The organism is Kibdelosporangium philippinense (assembly GCF_021390435.2).
GTDB lineage: Bacteria > Actinomycetota > Actinomycetes > Mycobacteriales > Pseudonocardiaceae > Kibdelosporangium > Kibdelosporangium philippinense.
The window spans coordinates 4,003,777-4,026,813 of sequence record NZ_JAJVCN010000001.1; the positions used below are offsets into that span (position 1 = coordinate 4,003,777).

Here is a 23,037-nt window from a genome sequence, read left to right on the forward strand (position 1 = left end):
CCCATGATCATTGCTGCGTACGGCGTTATCGAGGGGACGTCGTGAAGTATCCACTGTGGTTTGTCGTCGGCGGGATTCTCGCGGTGATCTGCTTGATCGTCGCGGGCAACCTGATGGTGTCCGGTCCGACGGTGGCGACTTTCATCGAGCGGGAGTTCGAAAAGGACGTCTCGCCGGACGACGACATCGCCGCGTACAAATCCCAGTACGTGCCGACGTCGGTCTCCGCGCGGATCGCCAGGACGTGGACGCCGTTGTCGCAGACCGCTGACAGTTCTGGGATCTATCTGCGCTATTCACGTGATGCCGTGGTGATCCGGCCGATCCCGACCGGATCGTCCATTCACGTGTTGGAGGTCGAGCGGGCACATCGGACTTACAGCGGGCATACCGGCGGGTCGTGGGGCTGGACGTCGACCTACGGCAGTGACTTCCGTGGCCGTGGACCGGGAGCGGGCAAATGAGCCGCAAGCGTCGCAGCAAAGCCGCTGCCGCAGCACATGCCCGCCGCAACGGCATCGAGCAGGCACCGAAACCGAAGCCGAGCAAGTGGCAGCAGTTCTGGGTGGCGATCGGGATCACGATCGGAATCCTGATCGGGTGGGTCCTTCTCGCCACATCACTGTTCGACAAAGCCCCACGCACCACAGGTGGTTTCTTCAGCACCACCGAAGGCGAAAACTTCGGCTACTACAACTCGTCGACCGTCTACGACGGCGAAATCGTTCCCCAGTTCACCACCGAGGCCGCGCTCGAACTGACCGCCGGGCTGGCTGAAATGGAGAAGGCACACGGGATCTGCTTCGGCTGGAGCCTGACCGACGGCAAGACAAAGAAGACGCAGGCCGGATCGAGCAAAGGCCGCGATGTCCCGGCCAAACAGTGCCAGCGATGGCTTGAGACCGTTGTCACGGTCGGGTACACCAGTGACAACAGCACCAGCCCCGACGGCGCGAGCGTCTACGTGCAGGGCTCGTCGGAGTTCCGGAGCCTGCCTGTCGCTGACGATTTCGCGCGGCTCGGCGTGAACATCCCCGCGCTGGTTGAGGATCCGATCGCGGGGACCGGCCATGCCGCGCTTGGCCTGCCGCTGCTGATGATCGAGGCAGGCACCCTGCCGATGGTCGAGCAAACCAATCGGCAAGTCACGCCGAAACCGCTGGACGTGGTGAGCGGTTCGGACATCTCAGGAAGTACGTGGTTCGCGTTGTACGGCATCGGCGGCGCGGCCGTGCTGTGCGTCGTGTTGGGTTTCTGGCTGCGCAGCCGGGCAAAGAAGGCCGCGTGAATAACACAGGGAAAGGAAGTCCAGTGTCTGAACTCGTCAGCGGCTTGCTGGCCACCCTCGCGTACGGGGTCATCGGCACCGTGCTGATGGCGCTGGGTTTCCTGCTCGTCGACCTGGCCACCCCCGGCAAGCTGCGTGAGCTGATCTGGGTGCAGGGCAACCGCAACGCCTCGATCCTGCTCGCCTCCGGGTTGCTCGGCGTCGGCGCGATCGTCACGACCGCGATCATCACCAGCGACAGCGACATGTCGGTCGGTCTGATGTCCACTGTGGTCTTCGGGCTGGCCGGGCTTGCCCTGATGTCGGTTGCCTTCGTACTGCTGGACATCGCCACGCCGGGCAAGCTCGGCGAGATCCTCGCCAGTCCGGAGCCACACCCAGCGGTGTGGGTGTCCGCGAGCGTGCACATCGCGGTCGGCGCGATCATCGCCGCGTCGATCACGTGAGCCAACGCCTTGCCCGGATCGCGGTCCTCGCCGCGGTCTTCGTTTGTGCTGCCTGTGGGTTGGTCTACGAACTCGCCTTGGTCGCGCTGGGCAGCTACCTGATCGGTGACACGGTCGGCCAGGCGTCGATTGTCCTGTCGGTCATGGTCTTCGCGATGGGCATCGGTGCGCTGCTGGCGAAACCGTTGCAGCGCCGGGCCGAAGCCGCGTTCGCCGGGATCGAGATCGCACTGGCACTATTGGGCGGGCTCAGCGTTTTGTTGCTGTACGCGGCATTCGCGTGGCTGAGCCTGTACATCCCTGTGCTCGTAGTGATCGCGCTGACGCTCGGACTGCTGATCGGCGCGGAAATCCCACTGCTGATGGTTCTACTGCAAAGGATTCGGCGTCAGGACGCCGGAAGCGCGGTCGCGGATCTGTTCGCCGCGGACTACGTCGGCGCACTCCTTGGTGGTCTTGCTTTTCCGTTCATTCTGCTGCCTGTGTTCGGACAGATCCGTGGCGCGTTGCTGGTCGGCGCGCTCAATGCCGTTGTCGGCCTTGGACTCGTGCTGACGGTGTTCGGCAAGAAGCTGGCACGGCACACTCGGACGATCCTGTCGGTCGGCGCGATCGCGGTCACCGTCGTACTGGTCACGACGTTCGCGTTAGCTGGCCGGTTCGAGCTGTCCGCGCGTCAGGCGCTGTACGCCGATCCCGTTGTGCACGCGGAAAGGACGCCGTATCAGGAGATCGTCATCACGGAGTCGTTCGATTCGGACGTCCGGTTCTATCTCAACGGCGATCTTCAGTTCAGCTCGGTCGACGAGTACCGCTATCACGAGGCCCTGGTTCACCCAGTGCTCGCTGGGCCGCACGATCGCGTGCTGATCCTCGGCGGCGGTGACGGGCTCGGGTTACGGGAAGTCCTGAGTTATCAGGACGTTCACGCGGTCACACTGGTCGAATTGGACCCGAGGGTGATCGACCTCGCTCGTACCGAACCGTCCCTTGTAGAGCTCAACGGCAACGCCTTCGCCGACCCGCGCGTCGAGGTGGTCAACGCGGACGCGTTCACCTGGTTACGCCACAACGCCTCCCGCTACGACGCCGTGATCGTCGACATGCCGGATCCAGACTCCACCGCGACCGCGAAGCTGTACTCGGTCGAGTTCTACGCCCTAGTCAAACGCGTGCTCACCGACGACGGCCGAATGGTTGTCCAATCAGGATCGCCATACTTCGCACCGAAGACCTATTGGTGCGTCGAAAGGTCGATCCAGGAAGCCGGGTTGGTCAGCGTCCCGTACTCCACGTCGGTGCCCAGCTTCGGCGACTGGGGTTTCCACCTCGCATCGGCGAAGCTCCCGCAACTCCGCCTGCCGGACAACGCGCCAGCGTTGCGATCCCTCGACGCCGACTCACTGCGCGCGGCCGCTGTGTTCCCAGTCGATCGCCGACGGCTCCCCGGGATCGAAGCGTCCACCCTGATGCGGCCCTTGGTGCTGGAGTACGCCAAGCAGGAATGGCAGAACTACTAGACCTTGGGCAGCCGGACAACCATTCGCTCGGCGAGTTTAGTTGCCTTGGCGCACAACGCGTCCGGCGATATCTTCTCCTCGGTCTCCAGTGTCAGCGACGCGATCTCCTGCCACGTCTTGTTGAAGGCGGTGTCCTTTTCGTACTGGCGGTGTACGACATCGACAACGCAGGTGTCGTGCTCGTCGTCACCGGACTGATTGACTTCAAGGAAGGCGTCCTTGCCCGCCACCTTGATCGGCCTGCCGTCCTCTTCGTCCAATGGGTACTCGCGCTTGAACTCTAGGTCGACCTCGACGGGATCCTCGCCCCACCAACAGGTCCAGTCGCCAACGTCGGGTTCGGGCCGGAATTCCGACGCTGGCAGCCCGGTCGCGGTGTCCTCGGCGACTTCTTCCGGCGTCAGCATCTTGCACGCCTCCGCGGTGCCCAATGCGCCTGGCGCGAAAGCCTCTTTTCGGCGGGGAACCGGGCCGGTACTCAGCACGGCGAGCGCGTCGGTCATCATCGCTTCGGCGATGCTGCACAGTGGCGCGTGCATGTCTTGCTTGTGGCTCGCGGCAACCGTCAACAGGTTCTCGTCGGCGAGCGCGACCTTCCGCTCACAGTAGTTCTTCTTCTCCGCAGGACGTTCGACCTGACCGAGCTGTCCCCTGATCCTCGGCTGGGCCGGATATTCCTCCGGCAGGCTGATCTGCACCCGGGCATCGACGAGATCCTGGTCGTTGTGCGTCTGTTTGATCAGCATCCCGCACCGCGTGTAACCGCCGTACTCGGCGTCCAATGTGGAAAGAACACCGAACTTGCTGCCAGTGTTGAGGTTGATCAGCCCACAGGGATCCGCGGTCCGCGCGTCACCCAGACTGCCGGTGATGACCGGGGGCCTCGGCTCCGAGTCGCCGAACACGTACACCGAACCCACTGCGATCAGCGCGACAGCCAGGACCGCCGCACCAGCCCCAATCGCGGTTTTCCGCCTGCGGGAACGACGCATCGGCAGCCAGGTCAGCGGCACGGACTGGCCTGCGAGCTCATCGAGCATCTCCTTGGCCGTGCGGGCATTCGGCCGGTCGGCGGGGTCCTTTGCCAGCAGCGCACGCAGAACCGGTTCGAGCGGTCCCGCTTTCTTCATCGGCTCAAGGTTTCCCGCTGCCGCGCGGCGCATTTGGACGTACGGACCCTGGTCGCCGCTTCCGGTCGGCGACGTGCCCTCCACGGCCGCGAAGAGCGTGGCGCCCAACGAATAGATGTCCGCGGGTGCGCTGGCTTCGTGTCCATCCGCGACTTCCGGCGCGATGTACGCCGGTGTGCCCACCATCTGGCCGCTGCCGGTCGCGGTCACGTCGGCCCAGCGTGCGATGCCGAGATCGGTCAGTTTCGCGACGCCGTTGTCACCAATGAGGACGTTGCCCGGCTTGATGTCCCTGTGCACCATCTCCAGGTCGTGCATCGCCGCAACGGCGTTGGCCAGCTGCGTACCGATCCGGGCGACCTCGACCGGTGGCAACGAACCCTGCTCGTCGATCAGTGCGCCGAGCGTGCGTGACGGCAGGTATTCCATGACCAGCCAGCGGTCCTCGCCATCAAGCACCGAGTCGAAGACGGTGACGACGTTCGGGTGATGCAGACCCGCGCCGACCCGGGCTTCCCTGCGGATCTGCCCGTGATCGCCGACCCGCGACTGCTTGATCGCGACGACCCGGCCGAGCTCGGTATCGGTCGCCCGCCAGACGACCCCCATCGCACCGGCACCGATCTGCGCGTCGAGCCGGTAACGCCCGGCAATCATCAGGTCACTCGGCACTCGTGGAATCGTACTCTGCCCGGACCAACCCGATGCTCGGTTCAGCCGTACGGATATCGACAGGTTCGCCCGCCCATTCCGACGGCGAGTCCCACGCGGTGAGACGCAACGAGCTGGTAAAGAGCCGATGCTCGCCGGTCAACGGATCATCGAACTCGACCGTCTTGGCCAGAAGCTGCAGCGGCCTGGTGAAGTCGTCGAGGGCCTTCTCCCGCACCTGCGGGTAGAAGTCGTCACCGAGGATCGGCACGCCCAAGCCGCTCATGTGCACCCTGAGCTGGTGCGTACGCCCGGTCGCGGGCACCAACCGATAACGCCCCAAGCCATCCCGGTGCTCGGCCAGCTCAACGTACGTCTCAGCATTCGGATCGCCCGCAACCTCCTGTGCGACAATGACTCCACGTTCTTTGACGATCCGGCTGCGGATCGTCCTCGGCAGCTCCAGATCCCGCCGGTACGCCGCGATCGCCTCGTATTCCTTGTGCACCTTGCGATGCCGGAACATCTCCTGGTACTTGCCGCGCACGCCAGGCGTGATCACGAACATCATCAGCCCGGCCGTGACGCGGTCGAGCCGGTGTGCTGGCGAGAGTTCCGGAAGGTCCAGTTCGCGGCGCAGCCGTACCAACGCGGTTTGCTGGATGTGCTGACCACGCGGAATCGCTGCGAGAAAGTGTGGTTTGTCCACGACCAACAGGTGCTCGTCCCGGTGGACCACAGCGACTTCGAACGGCACGGTGACTTCGTCGGGAAGGTCACGGTGGAACCAGATGAACGATCCAGGAACGAACGGTGTGTCGACCCCCAGCGGGCCGTCGACGCCGAAAATCCGGTCCTCACGCAGCATCTCTTCGATGCGTTCCTGGGCAACCCTGGGTAACCGCTCGACGAGGTGTTCGAGCAGCGAACCCCATTCGCCTTCTTCCGGCATCCGGAGCCGGGCAGCGTCCAGCCCATGCCGTGGCGGAATGGGTGATCGCAGCCGTCGTCGCACGGAACAGACTGTAATCGCCGGACGATTGTCCTGTTTGACCGCCCAGCTCCGACGTTAGTCCGATTTGCCCATTCAAGACGGGCGTTCGTTTTGGAAACCCTTGTGAGACAAAGCACTTGCGCGGATGCGGAACTAGTGTATGCAATATACGGTCGGTTAAAGTAAGACTGACCCCTGGCACCGTGCCGCAGAGAACGGAGGCTCACGCCCCCATGTACTCAGTCACCAACCCGGCCACGGGCGAACTGATCGAAGAGATCCCTAACTCGACCGAAGCGGAGGTGCAGGCGGCGATCGACAAGGTCAGCCGCGGGTACACCTCCTGGCGGCGCAGGTCGGTCGAGGAACGCGCGAAGATCGTGTTGCGTGCGGCGGAACTGTTCGCCGAGCGGTCCGACGACCTGGCCGCGATCATGACGCTGGAGATGGGCAAACGGATCAACGAAGGCCGCGGCGAAGTGGGCATCGTCGTGGACATCTTCAACTACTACGGGAACAACGGACCGGCACTGCTCGCCGACGAGCCGCTGAAGATCAAGGGCGGCGACGCGGTCATCCGCAAGGAACCGATCGGCGCACTGCTCGGCGTGATGCCGTGGAACTTCCCCGCCTACCAGGTCGCCCGGTTCGTGGCGCCGAATCTGGTGCTCGGCAACACGATCCTGCTCAAGCACGCGTCGATCTGCCCGCGCTCGGGCGCGGCGATCGAGGAGATCCTGCACGAGGCAGGCGTTCCTGAGGACGCGTACGTCAACATCTTCGCCTCGAGCAGGCAGATCCCGGCCATCCTCGCCGACCCGCGGATCCAGGGCGTGTCCCTGACCGGCAGCGAGGCGGCGGGTATCTCGGTCGCCGCCGAGGCTGGCAAGAACCTCAAGCGCTGTGTCCTGGAACTCGGCGGGTCGGACCCGCTGATCGTGCTGGACACCAACGACATGGACGAGACGGTCAAGGCCACGTCGACCGCGCGGATGCGTAACTGCGGGCAGTCCTGCAACGCGCCGAAGCGGATGATCGTGCTCTCGGAGATCTACGACGAGTTCGTCGACAAGTTCACCAAGCGCGTCGGGGACTACTTCCAGCCAGGCGACCCCGCCGATCCGAAGACCCCATTCGGTCCGCTGGCGTCGATCTCCGCCGCCGACGAGGTCGCCGGGCAGGTCGAGAAGGCCGTCGAGCAGGGCGCGACGCTGCGCACTGGCGGCAAGCGGATCGGTCCGGGCGCGTTCCTCGAAGCGACCGTGCTGACCGACGTCACACCTGAGATGAACGCGTACTACGAGGAGATCTTCGGCCCGGTCGCGCTGATCTTCAAGGCGGGCACCGAGGAGGAGGCGATCGCGATCGCCAACGACTCACCGTTCGGCCTTGGCGCGGCGGTGTTCGGCACCGACCCGGAGCGCAACCGCCGGGTGGCCGACCAGATCGAGTCGGGCATGGTCTACCTGAACAAGTCCGGCGGCTCGCAGGCCGATCTGCCGTTCGGCGGGATCAAGCGATCCGGGATGGGCAAGGAACTCGGTACCGCGGGTATCGAGGAGTTCATGAACAAGAAGTCCATCCGCCTTTAGAAAGCTCGTGAGTGGTTATCAGGGTTCTAGCCCTGATAACCACTCACGAGGCTTTTTCAGAGGGTGAGCGTCCAGGTGTCGATGGTGCCGGTGTCGATCCTGGCCACGTCCTGCACGCGCAGCTGCCAGGTGCCGTTGCGGGCTTCGCCTGACAGGTTCACGGTGTAGGTCTGGTCCACGTTGTCCGCGCTGTCGCTGCCGGAGGAGTTCTTCAGGCGGTACGCGGAGCCGTCCGGTGCGACCAGGTCGATCACCAGGTCACCACGGTAGGTGTGCCTGATGTGCACCTCGGCCGTGCTCGTGGCCGACGCGTTGCCGGTGCAGCCTGCGAACGTCACCGCACTGGTCACAGTGGACAGGTCCGGAATGGCCACATCGGTGCCGTTGGTCTGCGGAGCACACGTCTGGACCGTGCCGACGGTCCACGTGAACGACGTCGAGCCCGAGCCGCCAGCCGTGGCCGTCGCGGTGACGATCACGTTGTACGTGCCAGCAGTCGTCGGGGCGCCCGTGATCAAGCCGTTGGACGCGCCCAGCGACAGCCCGGCCGGAAGCCCAGTCGCCGACCAGGTGTACGGAGCCGTGCCGCCGGAAGCTGACAGCTGCAGGTTGACCGACGAACCAACCGTCGTGTTCTGCGTACCCGGGTTGGTCACTGACACGGTCGGCGACGGCGTGGTGTTGACGCGCAGCAGCAGGTTCGGCGTGTTGGCGCCAGGGTTGGTCACCTTGTTCGGGGTGGCCGCCGCGAGGATCGCGCTGTGCACCTCGGCCGGGGTCTTGGTCGGGTTGTCAGCGAGGTACAGCGCCACCGCGCCAGCAACGTGCGGCGAGGCCATCGAGGTACCGCTCATCGTGGCAGAGCCCGTGTTGTTCGCGGACGCCGCCGAGATGATCGACTCGCCCGGGGCGAACATGTCGGTGCACGTGCCGAAGCTGGAGAACGACGCGCGGGCGTCGGTCCGGTTGGTCGCGGCGACGTTGATCGTCTCCCGCACGCGCTGCGGCGAGTACTGGCACGAGTCGTCGTTGAAGTTACCGGCGGCGACAACGTACGAGATGCCCTTGCCGATGGACGCGCGCACGGAGTCGTCGAGCACGCGGCTCGGCTCGTTGCGCACACCGGTGTAGAGGCTCATGTTTGCCACGGCAGGCAAACAGCGTTTGCGGTCACCCAGTCGACGCCAGCGGCCTCAGTGGAGATCGAGCCGCCACCCTGGCAGTTGAGCACACGCACGGCCTTCAGCTTGACCGACTTGGCCGGCCCGAAGGTTGTGCCGCCGACGGTACCGGCGACGTGCGTACCGTGGCCGTGGCAGTCCTTGCCCTGCTGGCCGTCGTTGAAAGCGTCGAAGCCGAAGGTCGCGCGGCTGCCGAAGTCCTGGTGGGTGTAGTTGATGCCAGTGTCGATGACGTACGCGGTGACGTTCGAGGCCTCGGTGGAGTAGCTGTAGCGCTGGTTGAGCGGCAGGTCGTTCTGGTCGACCCGGTCAATGCCCCCACGACGGCGGGTTCAGCTGGTCGGTCAGCACACTGACCGTCCTGTCCTGTTCCACATAGGACACGGCCGGGTCGGCGGCCAGCTTGCGCGCCTGCGTGGCGGACATCGTGACCGAGAAACCCTTGAGCGCGGCCTTGTACACGAACCCGACCTTGCCGCCGTACTTCGAGGCGAGCCCTCAGCCATTGTCCTTCAGGACAACGACATAGCTGTCCTGGATCTTGTTGGGCGCGTTCTCGGCGATGATCTGCTGAGCCGCGGCGGCGTTCGTCGGTAAGACAACGGCCGCGAGCACGCTTGCTGCGGCTGCGGCCGTACCGAGAATCCTTGTGGGCATGGGTCTTAAGCGCATGAAAGCTCCTAGTCGCGCGCAGGGGGAACGCCAGGAACTGCCAGCCCTCGATGGCGTTGTCCCGGCGGTCGGAGTGAGCTCTGCCGGAGAATTATTTGATCCGTGTTCGTACGGTTCTGCGGCTTTGCGCCGAATGGCGCATTCGAGCCCCAATCAGCGGCGACGGCGCTAATGGGGACTTTTTTCGCGCCTTACATGAACCCTTGTCGGTGACTTACGATCGGCGAACGCCGCCGTAACCGGTTCCACCCGAAAGAGGAGTTCATGACCTCTCAGACACGCTGGAGGCGTTCCTCGGCCGTCGCTGCGACGATCGCCGCGCTCGCCCTGGTCGCGCCGTCGGCCGGGGCGACCGACGAGAGCGGGTTCGGCTCGTTCGTGACCGGGACGTACTCCGCTGGCAGCGACAACACCTGGCGCCAGTTACCCCCGGTCAGAGTCGGCCGCGACACCGGTGCGCCAGCCGACGCGACCGTGGTGATCGACCCGAGCCAGCTGCGCCAGCGCTACACCGGCATCGGGTTCTCCATCGACGAGACGAGCGTGTCCAACCTCTGGAAACTCACCCCGGAGAACCGGGAAAAGGCGATCCGGCTGCTCGCCGACCCGAAATCCGGCGCGGGCTTCGACCGGTTCCGGCTGACCATCGGCAGCCCCGACCTGATTGAGCACCTGCCGTTCTGGTCGTACGACGAGCTGCCACCCGGCGAGACCGCGGACTGGGACCTCAAGCACTTCTCCATCCAGCGGGACATCGACCTGCACATGGTCGAGGCCGTGAAGATGATCCAGCGCTACAACCCGCGCGCGACCTTCATCGCCTCGGCGTGGAGCGCGCCCGCGTGGATGAAGACGAACAACAAGTTCATCGGCGAGGTCCAGCTCAAGCCGGGCAGCACGAACAGCTACTACCAGTTCGGCAAGCTGCGTGACGACGCCATCGACGTGTTCGCGCGGTACTACGTGAAGTACATCCAGGCGTATGCCAAGCAGGGCATCAAGGTTGACGCGATCACGCTACTGAACGAGCCGGGCATGGACGTGGTCTATCCGGCGATGGACATCGACATCCTCCAGCAGCAGAAGCTGGCGCTGGCGATCAAGCGTGAGTTCCGCAAGGCCGGTTTGGACACCGGGTTGTACATGCACGACTTCAACTTCTGGGACTGGCGCGACCCGAACAGCACGCAGACCAAGAACTACCACCGGATCTACCAGGACTCGCCGGACGGCACGATCAAGGGCAAGGACGTCCTCGACGCGACGGACGGGCTGGCGTTCCACCCGTACTGGGGCGACCCGAAGGTGATGCGGGACGCCAACGCCGAGACCGGCAAGTCCGTGCACATGACGGAAACGAGCGACCTGAGCCCGGCGACGGTGCTGAACTTCTTCCGTCTCAACGCGGGTTCGTACATCACGTGGGCGCAGGCGACCGACCAGGAAGGCGGAACGCTGCACTGGACTCCGGCGCGCAACAACAACATCGACTGGGCCGAGGTCGGCAGGACCACGAAGTGGCCGAACCGTCTGGTGAAAGTGGACACTACGGCAAAGAGCTTCACTGTCCGGAACGAGCTGTACCAAATTGGACAGTTCGCCAAATACCTTGGGCCGGAGCACACTCGTGTCGAGTCGAGCACGACCGACAACGGTGTGAGCAATGTGGTGTTCAAGGACCGCTCGGACGACTTCGTCGCGATCATCCGTAACAGCAACGCGGCCCAGTCCACTGTGCGCGTGAAGCTGGCCGACCAGTCCTTTGTGGTCAGGGTGCCCGCGAACGCCGTGGCGACTTACCGTTGGCACGGCAAGGTTCCGTCCGACCACCGCAACAACGCGCCGTCGATCGACGCCGTTGGGGACGTGACGGTCGACCAGTTCAGCACTTCCGAGGTCCAGCTTCGCGCAACGGATCGTGACCGCCCCGACAAGCTTTCCTTCTACGCCACGGAACTTCCGGATGGTGTCAGCCTGGACGCGGCAACCGGCAAGGTCACGCTGAAGCCGGTTGCGACCGGCCAGCAGGAGATCAGCGCCTACGTCACCGACAGCAAGGACCGCACCGAGGTCACGTTCAAGGTCAACGTCCGCCCGAAACCCGCGCCAGTGGGCCAGAAGGTGGAAGCGGAGTCCTATTCGGCACAGAACGGCTGGACCGAGGGCGGAGCCAACTTCGTCGAGAACAACGCGACAGCCAGTGGAGGCAAGAACATCGGCTGGACGGCGGCGGGCAACTGGCTGAGGTTCAGGATCAACGTCGCCCAGGCGGGCACGTACGACCTGGAACTCAGGTACGCGAACGGCAGCGGGTCCACCGCCGCGGATGCGCTGTCGTTCCGTAATGCCGCGGGCGACAAGCTGGCCACGTTCTCGTTGCCGGACAGCGGAGGCTGGGGCAACTGGACCTTGGCCACAGCCAAGGTGAGCCTGCCCGCGGGCGAGCAGGAGGTCACCTTGTACTGCGAGGCCGGTGGCTACAACCTCGACTACTTCCGTTTGGCCTGATCAAAGCTCGTGAGTGGTTAGCCGTGTTAGAACACGGCTAACCACTCACGAGGGTCTTTAGAAGACGTCGTCCATGCGGGGCGGGCCGAGGGTGAGCGCGCCCGCGGGGCTCAGATCCGCCCGCAGGCGCCGCTCACCTTCGACCAGGCGGGATCGAGCCACACCACGCACCCGTACCTCCACAATGGACCCTGGAGTCACGTCTACCGTGGCCGATTCGGCGATCCCGACCGAGTAGTTCGTTGCGACACCGCGGCAACGCCAGGCTTCGCGCCCGTCGACGACGATCACAACCTCGTCGCCAGCGAACCCGTCACCCAGCTCGACCGTCAGCGTCATGACGCGATTATCCCTCCAATGACTGGATCACGGACGGCGGTTCGTTGTTCTGCTGCGCGAGGTCGCGGATGTCCGCACGCAGCTGCTGGGCACCTTCGGTATCCCCTGCCTTGGCGTGACTGTCCGCCAAATAGGCCGCTGCTTGGTACACGGTCTTGTTGTCCAGTCCTCCTTCCCCACGTGATTCGTCGATCGCGCCGCGCAGGAAGTAGTCCGCGCGACGAAGATCCGGTTCCCGCACGATCACGTCGCCGTCCGGCTGAACGGCGGCGAACGGCCGGGCCTGGTTCATGCCAAGCGCCAGCCGGGCGTAGATGGCGCTCGGGTGCTGGCTGTATTCCTCTGCCACGGTTTCCAGCGCGTCCATGCCGTTGGACAGGTACGGCGAGTCCGTGCCGAGCAACGTCAACGCCATCCCGGTCTGGTCGCCGAGCATCAGGTCGGCCACGATGTCGCCCTCGACCGAGTGCGGCGCGCCGACCCGGACCGTCGCCAGGTTCGAGATGATCAGGTTGCCGTCCGGTGCCGCGTAGGTCGCCCTGATCTTGTACACGCCCGGGTCCTCGAAGATCTGCCCGACGGCGGCGTCGTAACCGACGTACGCGCTGATCGGCAACGATTCCCCGCTGCGCGGCAACACCAGCTCCGGTGTCGCGCAATGGGTCACCGGTGGCCGGTGCACGATCACGTCACCGCGAGGCCTGGAAATCACGACCTGGACAAAGCCGTACTTCGGGTGCAGCTGCTCGCGGGCGTTGACCCGCTGGCTGCGGTCGGTGGTCAGGCTGATGTCCAGCACGATCGGCATGCCGAGGATCGGCCGTTCGTGCGCGGCCTTGACTTGCAACCGAAGGCCGGTCGTGTCAGCGATGTAGTTGGCGTAGTCGTCAGCCGCTTCGAACGCCGCGCCGATGCCGAACGGGTTGCCACCCATGATGACCGCGTTACGGAAGCCGTGCCGCAGGTGCGTCAGTTCCAGGTCGTCGAACTGGAACGGGAACGCCGCCCAGAACGCGGGCTCGCCGGTCGGGCCACCACCCAACGGCACATAGAAGCGTGGATAGTTCATCCACGACAGGCTGTGCACCCGGTTGGGCATCGGCGGGTTCATGAACTGCTTGTGGAACGAGTGGAACAGGTTGAAGCAGTGCCCGAGCTCGTGCACGCACGTGTACAGCTGGGTACGCGGGTTGGTCGCGATCCGCTCGTAGAACGTCGCGCAGCCCTGCCGCTGCAGGCCCTGCTGGTCGAACATGATGCCGAGCAGTGTCGATGTCGGCGTGGTCAGCTCGTGCCGCTGGGCGTGCAGCAGCCACACCTTCCACTGCGGTGCCTCTTGCCACTGCGAGAAATGCGCCTGCATCGCGTTGTGCAGGCTCGCGTTGTTCCAGACGTGGTTGGCTGCGGTGTTGATGATGTTGCCGCCGCCGGTGTCCAGCATCTGCAGCCCGGCTTCGCCGTACGCACCGGCGGTGCTCAGTGTGCGCGTGGGCCCGCCGCTAGGTTGTGATCCGGTGTTGTAGCTGGCGAGTGGCGTCACGCCGGATTCGCAGTCCTGTTCGAGTTCGACGGTCCGGAACGCGCCCGCGGCCCACGCGCAGATATAGGTCGCGCCGATCGCGCCCGTCGGCGTGGACCAACGGATTGAGGCTGGTGGCGCGGGCTGGAAGATCCGGGCGCGCGGGATGGTCACCGTGGCCACGGTGAAGGTCGTCGGCCACGTCGTGCGCGCGGTGCCGACGATGGTGAGTGTCGTCGCGGTCGCGGCGACCGTGACGGCATCGACGGTCCATGACCCGAAATAGCTGACTGTGGCGCCGGAAACGGCGTAGTAGTCGCCGCTCAGCTTGCCGAGCGGGCGGCGTCCGTCGATGTCGACGCGCAGTTCGAGCTGGAAACCGATGGGCTGCGACCGGTAGCGACCGCTGGCGGTACGGAACGGCAGCGGGATCGGCACAGGCGGCACGATCGGTGCAGCCACGTCGAGTTCGGAGAGATCCTGCTGGCCGTCACCGTGAAAGAGTTCTTCGCCGGTGAGCACCTGTGCGGCCGCCGCGTACGGGCCGCTGGGATCGGTGGTCAGCCCGGCCGGGTTCACGGGGACCCGAAATGCGATCTGCTCGACGTTCTCTTCCACGCCGTCAAGCTCGCGGAAACCGGGGACATGGGTCGTTGCATTCGGTTCGATTGCTGTCATGAATAATTCGCTCCTCGACAAACTCGCGCCTCGCGGCGAGGAGAGCATGCGACATTTCCAAGTCTCGTTCCGCACCGCCTCACGAGACTCGCGACCTGGGACAGTCTGCTCTGCGTGCGCAGGTCACACAAGGCCTGGTGCCGCTATTACCACAGAAAAGTTGTTCGCAAAGAAACGTAGATACCCAGTTCGCCAACGACAATTCACCACATTAAGGACCACTCGGGAAAGATCGTTCCACAATATCCGTCACGGCCGAAGCAGATAACCGATCATTCGCCGTCTTGCGACCTTGTTATCGGAGTTCGGATTGAACAGCGCGTCGAGCATCGTGACCACTTCGTCGCGTGCGGCCTTGGTGCGCATCACCCGTTGCCACAGCCGGAGGTTCAGCCAGTGCCGCCATTTCGGCGTACGGGCAAGGGCAACAACATTGCGCACATTGTGGTGAACCTTCACCGGAAACTTCGCGCCGCTCACCCCGAGCAGCCGGTCGGGCAGGATGTCGAGGCCGTACTCGGTCATGAAGTCGAAGTCGGTCCGCCACGCGGCCGCCCAGAGATAGTCGACCATCCGGCACCACCCCTGGAGGAACTCCAGCTCGGCGGGCGCGAGCGGAGCGGGATCGATGTGCGCGATGTTCGTGGCAACGATGTCAAGGGATGTCTTGTGCGCCTTCCACAGCACGAACCGGACCGTCTCGTTGTCGGTGTCCCCCATGACGGTCTCGAAATAAGAGCGCCAATCTGCGATCGCTGCGGCAAAGTCCGCCGCCTGGTAGCCGAAGCGCGCGGGCGTGGCCGGTGGCGCAATCGTTATCTTCGGCACGACACCCGCGGCGGTCGCGCCGAGCCACGGGATCACGCACAGTGCGTAGTTGCCGTAGCCCCAAGGCGAATCCGGGTCTATCCGCCCGTCGCGCCAGCCGAGCCGCCCGCTACTGAACTGCCACTGATGCTGGAACATCAAGCCCCACATCGGGTTGCGCCGGTTGTCCGGTCCGAACTGACCGTCCGCGTTGGTGGCGTGGATCATCTGGCGGTACGCGGCCATCCGGTGCTCGAAGCGAAACGGGTCGAACACTTCGTTCAGCGGTTGCGCCGAAGTCCACACCGTGTACAGGTCCAGACCGGCCAGTTCGATCGGATGCGTGACCACTTCACCTCTCCTGATTTCGCTCCGTAACGCAAAAGTACGCCCGACTGGCCGAAACTTGTGTCTGCTAGATGCGAAAGTCTTCATTTGTCCGTCATAAGTGGCTAACATCCGTTGACTGCTTGACGGAGGAGGCCGACCGCCTCCGTCGTCAGACGACCGGTCGTTGTCTGGAGCCCGCCGCCATGGGTGTCGTCAGCCGCCCGAAGTATGCGCACGCCCGGTTTGAGAAAGGCGCTATTCGCCATGGAAGAAAAGCAGGACAGACGGTTCACCCGCCGTGACGTGTTCACCGCGTCCGCCGGAGCCGCAGCCGTGCTCGGCGCGGCCGGCTTACCGATACTCGCCACGGCAACGCCCGCACTCGCTGACAGCGATCATGATCGAGACCACGACAGGGGTCACGGTCTGCGGGTCGACCCGCTGATCCCGTCGCGCAACCGCGGGATCATCCTGTACAGCGTCCGTGACCGCATCAACGCGGCACCGGACAACAGTGGAGTTCCGTACGGATTCGAACGCGTGCTCGCTCGCCTTGCCGAGATCGGCTACAAGGAGATCGAGTTCGCCGGCTACAACCAGAGCACGGAGATCCTCGGCCGCCAGATCACGCCGAAGGAGATCCGCAAGATCCTCGACGACAACGGCCTGGTCGCCAACGGGACGCACACCTCGATCAACGCGGCCACGTTCGAACAGCAGATGGACATCGCCCAGGAACTGGGCGTGAAGAACATCGGTACCGGTGGCGACCCGACCAACACGTCGTTCAAGTCCGACTGGGACGCCGCCGCCGATCTGTGGAACGACCTGGGGCGCCGCGCGAGGGCACGCGGCCTGCGGCTGTACACCCACAACCACGACGCCGCCTACAGCTTCCTGCTCGACACCGGCCCGCTGGACGCCAACGGCAAGCCGACGCGCTCGTCCGGCAAACGGCGTCTCGAGTACTTCTTCGACAAGACCGACCCTCGATACGTCTTCTTCGAGCTGGACATCTTCTGGGCGTACGTGGCGCGCTACAAGCACAAGACGTACACCGACCGGTGGGGCCGCGAGCAGACCTCGCTGTTCGACCCGATTCTGACCGTCGCGCCGAGGCCGCTGCGGTTCCCGCTGTTCCACGCCAAGGACGGCAACCGCAACACCGCCGTGCCCAACGGCCACGACATGGTCCCGTTCGGCGAGGGTGACATCAACTTCCAGCAGTTCTTCCAGACGATCGGTGAGTACGACTTCCACCACGCCAACTGGGAGCAGGACACCGCGCCAGGCGGTGCCACCGCGCCCGCGCAGTCGCTCGACTTCGCCGCGCTGAGCTACACCAACATGTCCGAGCTGACCATCTACCGCCGCCGCTGAGGAGACGCTCACCGATGCTTCGCTCGTCCGGGCGACGCTGGCTGGCCGCTGCGGCCAGCTTTGCCGTCGCCTCATCTCTCGTGCTCGTGGGCTCTTCGCCCGCGAGCGCCGCACCTCCCCCTGGGGACAACGGGGAGCAGCTGGTCGCCGAACAGAACGGACCGGCAGCGCTGCGGTCCGACGTTCGCCGTCCGGCGAGCTTCAAGGTCCTGGTGTTCACCAAGACCGACGGGCCACGCCGTCCGTCCATTCAGGATGGTGTGCAGACCATCCGCAACCTGGCCAACAGCAACGGTTTCACCGTCACGGTGACGCAGGACGCGGCCGCGTTCACGGCCGAGAACCTGGCCAACTTCCGTGCCGTGGTGTTCCTCAACACGGTCGGCAACGTGCTCAACCCGGCGCAGGAAGCCGCCTTCGAGTCCTACATCAGGGCTGGTGGCGGCTGGGTCGGCGTGCACGCGGCCGCCGAGACCGAGCCTGACTGGGCGTTCTACCGTGAACTGGTCGGCTCCAAGGTCGCCGGTGTGACCGGTGTCAGCACGGGCAACGTGCAGGTCCCTGACCGCGCGCACCCGTCGACCGAGACCATGCCGCGGACGCTGCAGTTGACCGAGGAGTGGTACAACTTCGCGACCAACGTGCGCGGTTCCGAGCACGTTCTGGCCACTGTGGACGAGCGGTCGTTCGCCGGTGGCACGATGGGCTTCGACCACCCGGTGTCCTGGTGCCAGGACCACGTCGGCGGACGCTCGTGGTACACGGGATTGGGCCACTCGATCGAGACCTACCGGCAGGCTGCGTTCCGCAAGCACTTGCTTGGTGGCATCGAGTGGGCATCGGGTGTCGTCGAGGGTGACTGCGGCGCGACCGTGCTCGGCAACTACGAGAAGGTCACGCTGAACGACGAGCCCGGCGAGCCGATGTCGCTCGCGGTGCTGCCGGACGGCCGCGTGCTGCACAACACGCGTAACGGCCAGGTCCGCCTGTACGACCCGAAGACCAAGGCCAGCCCGGTGATCAGCACGATCCCGGTGTACTCGCACGACGAGGACGGCCTGCAGACGGTCGCGATCGACCCGGACTTCGCCAACAACAAGTGGGTCTACCTCTTCTACGCGCCACCGTTGAACACCCCGCTGGACAACCCGGCGACGCCGGGCGTCAACGAGGGTGACGCGCCAGCAACGAGCACCGACCCGAAGGCGTGGGACGCGTTCAAGGGCTACAACCAGCTGTCGCGTGTGAAGCTGGTCGACGGCCCGACGCCGAGCCTGGACATGTCCACCGAGCAGCAGATCCTGCGGGTGGACGTGGACCGTGGCATCTGCTGCCACGTGGCAGGAAAGGTCAAGTTCGACGGCAAGGGCAACCTGTACCTGGTGACCGGTGACGACACCAACGCGAGTGGTTCGGACGGCTTCACGCCGATCAACGACTCGCCGACCCAGGGCCCGGGCTACGACGCGCAGCGTTCGGCGGCGAACACGAACGACCTGCGCGGCAAGCTGTTGCGGATCAAGGTCCGTCCAAACGGGACGTACACGATCCCGGAAGGCAACCTCTTCCCGGAGGCTGAGGACTTCGACAACAAGACCCGTCCGGAGATCTTCCTGATGGGTCTGCGCAACCCCTTCCGGTTCGATGTGGACAAGTCCGGAATGGTCTATCTGGCGGACTACTCGCCGGACTCCCGTACCTCCTCGCCAACGCGTGGCCCGGAGGGAACCGGAAAGTGGTTCGCGACGAAGACAGCGGGCAACTACGGCTGGCCATTCTGTACACAGCCAGGATCGCCCTATGTGGACTTCGATTTCACAACGAGGACACCAGGACAGCCATTCAACTGTGGCGCACCGGTAAACCCCTCGCCGAAGAACACCGGACGTTCGGTGCTTCCGGCAGTCCAGCCGTCGCAGTTCTGGTACACCTACGAGGCACGCACCCCGTGCCCCGGCTCGTACATGCAGAACCCGCCGACCCCGTGTGACTTCAAGTGGCCGGTGATCGGTACGGGTGGCGTGGGTCCGCACGGCGGCCCGATCTACAAGTACGACAAGAACTCGACGTCGGAAACGAAGTTCCCCGAGTACTACAACAACTCGGTGGTGTTCGGCGAGTTCACCCGAGACAAACTGTTCATGATGAGGACGGACGGCAAGGGCAACCTGACGGGGGTGGAGCAGTTCCTGCCAGGGGTGGTCTTCGACAACCCGATGGAAATGGAATTCGGCCCAGACGGTTCCCTGTACGTGCTGGAATACGGAGACGGCTTCTTCCGCCCGAACCCAGACGCCCAGCTCTCGGTGATCCGTTACGTCAAGGGCAAGCGCTCGCCGGTAGTGAACCTCGACGCGACGCCAACCTCCGGCCAAGCGCCGTTGACAGTGAAGTTCTCCAGTGCAGGAACGCACGACCCCGACCCGGGCGAGTCGATCTCGTACGCATGGGACTTCACCAACGACGGCACAGTGGACAGTGCCGACCCGAACGCGACGTACACGTACACAACGAATGGCGTGTACTACGCGAAGCTGACGGTGACCGACTCCAGCGGTAAAGCAACATCGCTGACGCGAACCATCACGGTCGGCAACACAGCCCCGACGGTCACGGTCACAACCCCGGTGGCAGGCTCATTCTTCAACTGGGGCGACCAAATCCCGTTCACAGTGAATGTGACGGACCCCGAAGACGGCCAGATCGACTGCAACCGTGTGACGGTGTCCTTCGTGCTCGGCCACGACGAACACGGTCACGGACAAGCCGAAACCTCCGGCTGTTCCGGCACATTGCCGTCACCGCCCGACGGCGCTGACCACGCTGGCGGGTACCTGTGGGGCGCGATCAGCGCCAAGTACACGGACCTAGGCGCCAACGGCCAGCCAGCACTGGAAACAATCAGCCAAGCCAAGATCCAGCTGCACAGGCAGGAAGCGGAGTTCGCGCCAATCAAGCAAGGTGTTGACTTCACGATCACCCCGGACACCGGGGCCGGTCTGCACGTCAACGCGATCGACGTCGGAGACCACATCGCCTTCGACCCGATCAACCTAGGCGGAACGAACACGGTAACGTTCCGATACTCCGGCGGTTCAGCAACAACCGTGGGTCAACCACGCGCGAACATTGAACTGCGCCTCGACTCGCCGACAGGTCCGCTCGTGGCCACGGCAACGTTGGCCGCGACCAACGGGAACAACGGGTTCGCCAGCCAGAGCGTACCGGTCAGTCAGCCGGTGGGTACGCACAAGTTGTATCTGGTGTTCACCGGTGTCCCGAACGGACCGACAACAGGTCTAATCAACCTGAACTGGGTCGAATTCTCGTAAGGTAACCAAGCAAAACCCGATGCCCACTGCGCCCCGCGCAGTGGGCATCGGCCTGAAAACCCAACCTGAGCGCGTACTCGCGTGGACACACGCGTCCTCGCGTGTCCACCGGCTGCCGCTCGCGTGTCCACCGGCTCCGTCATGGTGAGTTGAACCCGCGAGCGGCGCACAACGGCACCGAGCCACAACGAAAGCGAGTAGAGCAGTTTGACTCACCGTGACGGAACGGTGGACACGCGCCAGGGCGGCGCAATGAAAGACCCCCTGAAATGCAAGCCCCGAAGCGCAAAAACACCGCTGGAACAAGACAAGCCCGCAAGCAACGTGCAACACGGTATGCCGCAAAGGTGGACACACTCTTCAGCAACGGTGGACACACCGTTCAGGAAAGGAGGACACACCCGCAAGCAACGGTGGACACGCGTCCAACTCTCCTAGCGGAAGTCGTCGACCCTGTCCCGCGCCCATTGTGCGAAGGTTCGTGGCGGGTGGCCGGTCACGGCCTCGGCCGTAGGCATCGGGCCCAATTGGCTTGGGTCGAAGTCGGCCCACAGCTCCGCGATCTTGTCCGGGTCAGCCGGGTTGCCGTTGTAGTCGACGAACCCGAGCAAGAAGTCCGCGTTCTCGGCCGCGAAACCGCCGAGTTCCCGGTAGATCTCCCGCGCCCGTACCGCACTCACGGCCTCGAAGCGCACCTCTTCACCCAGCGCGTCGCCGATTGCCTTCACTTGGTCACGCAGACTCAGCAGCTCAGGTCCGTTGATGTCGTATGCCTTGCCGTGATGCCCGTCCTCCAAAAGGACTTTCAGCGCAACGTCGGCGACATCCTGTTCATGCACGGGCAGCCACGCCGAATCGGGGTTGAAGTCCCGCACCACCCGCTCCGCGCGGATCGACCCGCCCCACACCGCGATCTTGTTCGCCGCGAACTCGCCCGGCCGGACGTGTGTCCACTCCAGACCAGACTGTTCGACGGCCTGTTCCACCGGCGGATGGAAAGTCGAGTCGATTCCCGCGGTCACCGCGCCCGATGAGAGCACGACGATCCGCAGAACGCCCGCTTGCTTGGCGCGGTCCACCACCGCCGCAGCCGTTGAGGGCTCCGGGAACAGGAACACTCTGTCCACGCCGTCGAACGGGACAGTCTCCGGCTTCTCAAGGTCTCCCCGCACCACCTCCGCGCCGGGCAAAGAAGCCCGCGCCGGGTCCCTGGTCATGGCTCTGACCTGCACTCCAGCTTTCACCAGACCTGCTGCTACGTGCCGCCCCACGTTCCCGGTCGCGCCGGTCACCAGCACTCGCACTACGTCCTCCTTATTTTCCGTACGGACTACGGTTAATCAATACCGTAGCATGTACGGAAAAAGGGGAGGCTGGATGGAACGCAGCGGTGGCGGCGACGCCCAGGAGACTCTTCGCTTGCTCTGGCGCTCGGAGCAGCCGCGATCCGGGCGTGGCAGGCCGCCCAAGGTCTCGCTGGACAAGATCGTCGCCGCTGCCATGACGCTCGCCGATCAGGACGGCCTCGACGCCATGACCATGGACAAGGTCGCCGCGTCACTCGGCGTCGGCACGATGACGCTGTACACGCACGTACCTGGCAAGGCCGAACTGCTTGACCTGATGCTCGATTCCGCCTGGCAGGAGCTGTACCTTGAGTCCACATCGGACAATTGGCGAAAGCAGGTGGAACGCTACGCCTACCGGACAGTGGACCTGCACACGCGCCATCCGTGGCTACGCATGGTCTCCACCACCCGACCACCCCTCGGCCCCGGCCTGCTCGCCAGGGACAACTACCTGATCGCCGCCTTGTCCACGGCCGGACTCGCCGCGATCGAGGTGTCAGCAGCCTGCGACGCCATTGTCACGTTCGTTGAAAGCGCAGCCGCCGTGCTGGCCGAACACACGCACGCCGAGCGGTTCAGCGGCCAATCCGACGCCGACTGGTGGGCCGCCCGCCAGGTGTTCTGGGAAACGACGTTCGACCCCGAGCGCTACTCGGCAATCCAGGAGACCTGGAAGAAAGGCGGCTTCAACCGTACGGCGGGAGAAGCCGCGGCGAACGCGTTCGACCTGGGCCTCAAAGCGATTCTCGACGGGCTCGCCGCAAGAGCTCAGCCTCGCTGATACAAAGCCGTCTTCTCCGCGATGTCCGTGGACATCCGATGGAAACCCGCCTTTTCCAGAACCCGGATGGACGCCGGATTCGACAACTCCACGTTCGCCCAAACCGTGTGCACGTCCGGCGACGTCAAACCGAACTCGGTCAACGCCAACGCCGCCTCCGAGGCAAAACCAAGCCCACGCCTCGACGCCACGATCCCGTAGCCGATCTCCACAGTGCCGTCGTCAGGCGGCCAGAACAGACCAATCGACCCGACAACCAAACCGCTGGCCCGCTCAACCACATGCCGGTGGCCATACTCCCCCAGCCACAACGGGTTCTCGTCGAGCAACTCGGCGATGACCTGATCACCCTCCGCCGGGAAGTCGTCGGCCCAGTCGGCCAGTCGAACGCCGTTCACCACCGCGGCCGCCTCGGGCACAGTCCACGAGCGCAGCTCGAGCCGATCGGTGAACACGGCCACCTCCTGCCCCTGAACGCCAAGTTCAGGGTCGGGTCCGGGGTCTTCACCGATGTTTCGGTGAATCGGACTCAGGCAACAT

Annotated in this window: 20 protein-coding genes; 9 read left to right on the forward strand and 11 right to left on the reverse strand. The window is 64.6% G+C overall.

The genetic code is table 11. The features are described from left to right. The first annotated feature begins 41 nt into the window (after window positions 1-41). From LWC34_RS18505 to LWC34_RS18520, 4 genes are read left to right on the forward strand one after another with little or no spacing between them, the layout of a single operon-like run. The gene (locus LWC34_RS18505) at window positions 42-464 is read left to right on the forward strand and encodes a DUF4247 domain-containing protein (RefSeq protein ID WP_233726280.1); all 423 of its coding nucleotides are present in this window, start codon (window positions 42-44) and stop codon (window positions 462-464) included. Next, the gene (locus tag LWC34_RS18510; protein WP_233726281.1) at window positions 461-1,288 is read left to right on the forward strand and encodes a hypothetical protein; all 828 of its coding nucleotides are present in this window, start codon (window positions 461-463) and stop codon (window positions 1,286-1,288) included. The genes LWC34_RS18505 and LWC34_RS18510 overlap by 4 nt, the downstream gene beginning before the upstream one ends. 23 nt (window positions 1,289-1,311) lie before the next feature. Then, window positions 1,312-1,734: a DUF350 domain-containing protein gene (locus tag LWC34_RS18515; RefSeq protein ID WP_233726282.1), complete on the forward strand. Its 423-nt coding sequence runs from the start codon at window positions 1,312-1,314 to the stop codon at window positions 1,732-1,734. Beyond that, window positions 1,731-3,254: a polyamine aminopropyltransferase gene (locus LWC34_RS18520; RefSeq protein ID WP_233726283.1), complete on the forward strand. Its 1,524-nt coding sequence runs from the start codon at window positions 1,731-1,733 to the stop codon at window positions 3,252-3,254. The genes LWC34_RS18515 and LWC34_RS18520 overlap by 4 nt, the downstream gene beginning before the upstream one ends. Here the strand turns inward: LWC34_RS18520 and LWC34_RS18525 are convergent. Then, window positions 3,251-5,056, reverse strand: a complete 1,806-nt coding sequence (locus LWC34_RS18525) for a serine/threonine-protein kinase (RefSeq protein WP_233726284.1) — start codon at window positions 5,054-5,056, stop codon at window positions 3,251-3,253. The genes LWC34_RS18520 and LWC34_RS18525 overlap by 4 nt on opposite strands. Further along, a complete protein-coding gene (locus LWC34_RS18530) occupies window positions 5,046-6,050 on the reverse strand; it encodes an RluA family pseudouridine synthase (protein WP_233726285.1) in 1,005 nt (334 codons plus the stop codon). Before LWC34_RS18530 ends, LWC34_RS18525 begins: the two co-directional genes overlap by 11 nt. A 212-nt stretch (window positions 6,051-6,262) precedes the next feature. Here LWC34_RS18530 and LWC34_RS18535 point away from each other — a divergent pair, with 212 nt between their 5' ends. Continuing rightward, a complete protein-coding gene (locus LWC34_RS18535; protein ID WP_233726286.1) occupies window positions 6,263-7,621 on the forward strand; it encodes an NAD-dependent succinate-semialdehyde dehydrogenase in 1,359 nt (452 codons plus the stop codon). A gap of 56 nt (window positions 7,622-7,677) precedes the next feature. On the opposite strand, the gene LWC34_RS18540 is transcribed toward LWC34_RS18535, so the two are convergent. The 4 genes from LWC34_RS18540 to LWC34_RS18555 are packed head-to-tail and all read right to left on the reverse strand — an operon-like array spanning window position 7,678 to window position 9,474. After that, a complete protein-coding gene (locus tag LWC34_RS18540) occupies window positions 7,678-8,760 on the reverse strand; it encodes a proprotein convertase P-domain-containing protein (protein ID WP_284051457.1) in 1,083 nt (360 codons plus the stop codon). Next, window positions 8,757-9,116 carry a S8 family serine peptidase gene (locus LWC34_RS56995; RefSeq protein ID WP_308200096.1) on the reverse strand — a complete coding sequence of 120 codons (360 nt, stop codon included), beginning with the start codon at window positions 9,114-9,116 and terminating at the stop codon, window positions 8,757-8,759. The genes LWC34_RS18540 and LWC34_RS56995 overlap by 4 nt, the downstream gene beginning before the upstream one ends. After that, the gene (locus LWC34_RS18550) at window positions 9,112-9,264 is read right to left on the reverse strand and encodes a protease inhibitor I9 family protein (RefSeq protein WP_233726287.1); all 153 of its coding nucleotides are present in this window, start codon (window positions 9,262-9,264) and stop codon (window positions 9,112-9,114) included. The genes LWC34_RS56995 and LWC34_RS18550 overlap by 5 nt, the downstream gene beginning before the upstream one ends. Window positions 9,265-9,300: 36 nt before the next feature. Beyond that, window positions 9,301-9,474, reverse strand: a complete 174-nt coding sequence (locus LWC34_RS18555) for a hypothetical protein (protein WP_233726288.1) — start codon at window positions 9,472-9,474, stop codon at window positions 9,301-9,303. Window positions 9,475-9,738: 264 nt separating this feature from the next. Between LWC34_RS18555 and LWC34_RS18560 the strand changes: the two genes are divergently transcribed. Beyond that, window positions 9,739-11,982, forward strand: a complete 2,244-nt coding sequence (locus tag LWC34_RS18560) for a carbohydrate-binding protein (RefSeq protein WP_233726289.1) — start codon at window positions 9,739-9,741, stop codon at window positions 11,980-11,982. Window positions 11,983-12,039: 57 nt separating this feature from the next. On the opposite strand, the gene LWC34_RS18565 is transcribed toward LWC34_RS18560, so the two are convergent. The 3 genes from LWC34_RS18565 to LWC34_RS18575 all read right to left on the reverse strand — a co-directional run bounded on the left by LWC34_RS18565 (window position 12,040) and on the right by LWC34_RS18575 (window position 15,676). Beyond that, a complete protein-coding gene (locus LWC34_RS18565; RefSeq protein WP_233726290.1) occupies window positions 12,040-12,321 on the reverse strand; it encodes a hypothetical protein in 282 nt (93 codons plus the stop codon). A gap of 7 nt (window positions 12,322-12,328) precedes the next feature. Then, on the reverse strand, window positions 12,329-14,518 hold the full coding sequence (locus LWC34_RS18570; RefSeq protein WP_233726291.1) for a hypothetical protein: 2,190 nt from the start codon (window positions 14,516-14,518) through the stop codon (window positions 12,329-12,331). A gap of 249 nt (window positions 14,519-14,767) precedes the next feature. Further along, window positions 14,768-15,676 (reverse strand): Leg1-related protein, encoded by a 909-nt coding sequence (locus LWC34_RS18575; RefSeq protein WP_233726292.1) that lies wholly within the window; start codon window positions 15,674-15,676, stop codon window positions 14,768-14,770. Between the two features lie 243 nt (window positions 15,677-15,919). On the opposite strand from LWC34_RS18575, the gene LWC34_RS18580 reads away from it, so the two are divergent. Together LWC34_RS18580 and LWC34_RS18585 are read left to right on the forward strand one after the other, a co-directional pair. Then, window positions 15,920-17,035, forward strand: a complete 1,116-nt coding sequence (locus LWC34_RS18580) for a sugar phosphate isomerase/epimerase family protein (RefSeq protein ID WP_233726293.1) — start codon at window positions 15,920-15,922, stop codon at window positions 17,033-17,035. 14 nt (window positions 17,036-17,049) lie between these two features. Continuing rightward, complete coding sequence (locus LWC34_RS18585; RefSeq protein ID WP_233726294.1) at window positions 17,050-20,367, forward strand: ThuA domain-containing protein; 3,318 nt, start codon at window positions 17,050-17,052, stop codon at window positions 20,365-20,367. A gap of 434 nt (window positions 20,368-20,801) precedes the next feature. Here LWC34_RS18585 and LWC34_RS18590 read toward each other — a convergent pair whose 3' ends face one another. Beyond that, window positions 20,802-21,671: an SDR family oxidoreductase gene (locus LWC34_RS18590; RefSeq protein WP_233726295.1), complete on the reverse strand. Its 870-nt coding sequence runs from the start codon at window positions 21,669-21,671 to the stop codon at window positions 20,802-20,804. Window positions 21,672-21,744: 73 nt separating this feature from the next. Here LWC34_RS18590 and LWC34_RS18595 point away from each other — a divergent pair, with 73 nt between their 5' ends. Continuing rightward, a complete protein-coding gene (locus LWC34_RS18595) occupies window positions 21,745-22,497 on the forward strand; it encodes a TetR/AcrR family transcriptional regulator (protein WP_233726296.1) in 753 nt (250 codons plus the stop codon). On the opposite strand, the gene LWC34_RS18600 is transcribed toward LWC34_RS18595, so the two are convergent. Next, the gene (locus LWC34_RS18600) at window positions 22,485-22,952 is read right to left on the reverse strand and encodes a GNAT family N-acetyltransferase (protein WP_233726297.1); all 468 of its coding nucleotides are present in this window, start codon (window positions 22,950-22,952) and stop codon (window positions 22,485-22,487) included. The genes LWC34_RS18595 and LWC34_RS18600 overlap by 13 nt on opposite strands. Window positions 22,953-23,037: the final 85 nt, after the last annotated feature.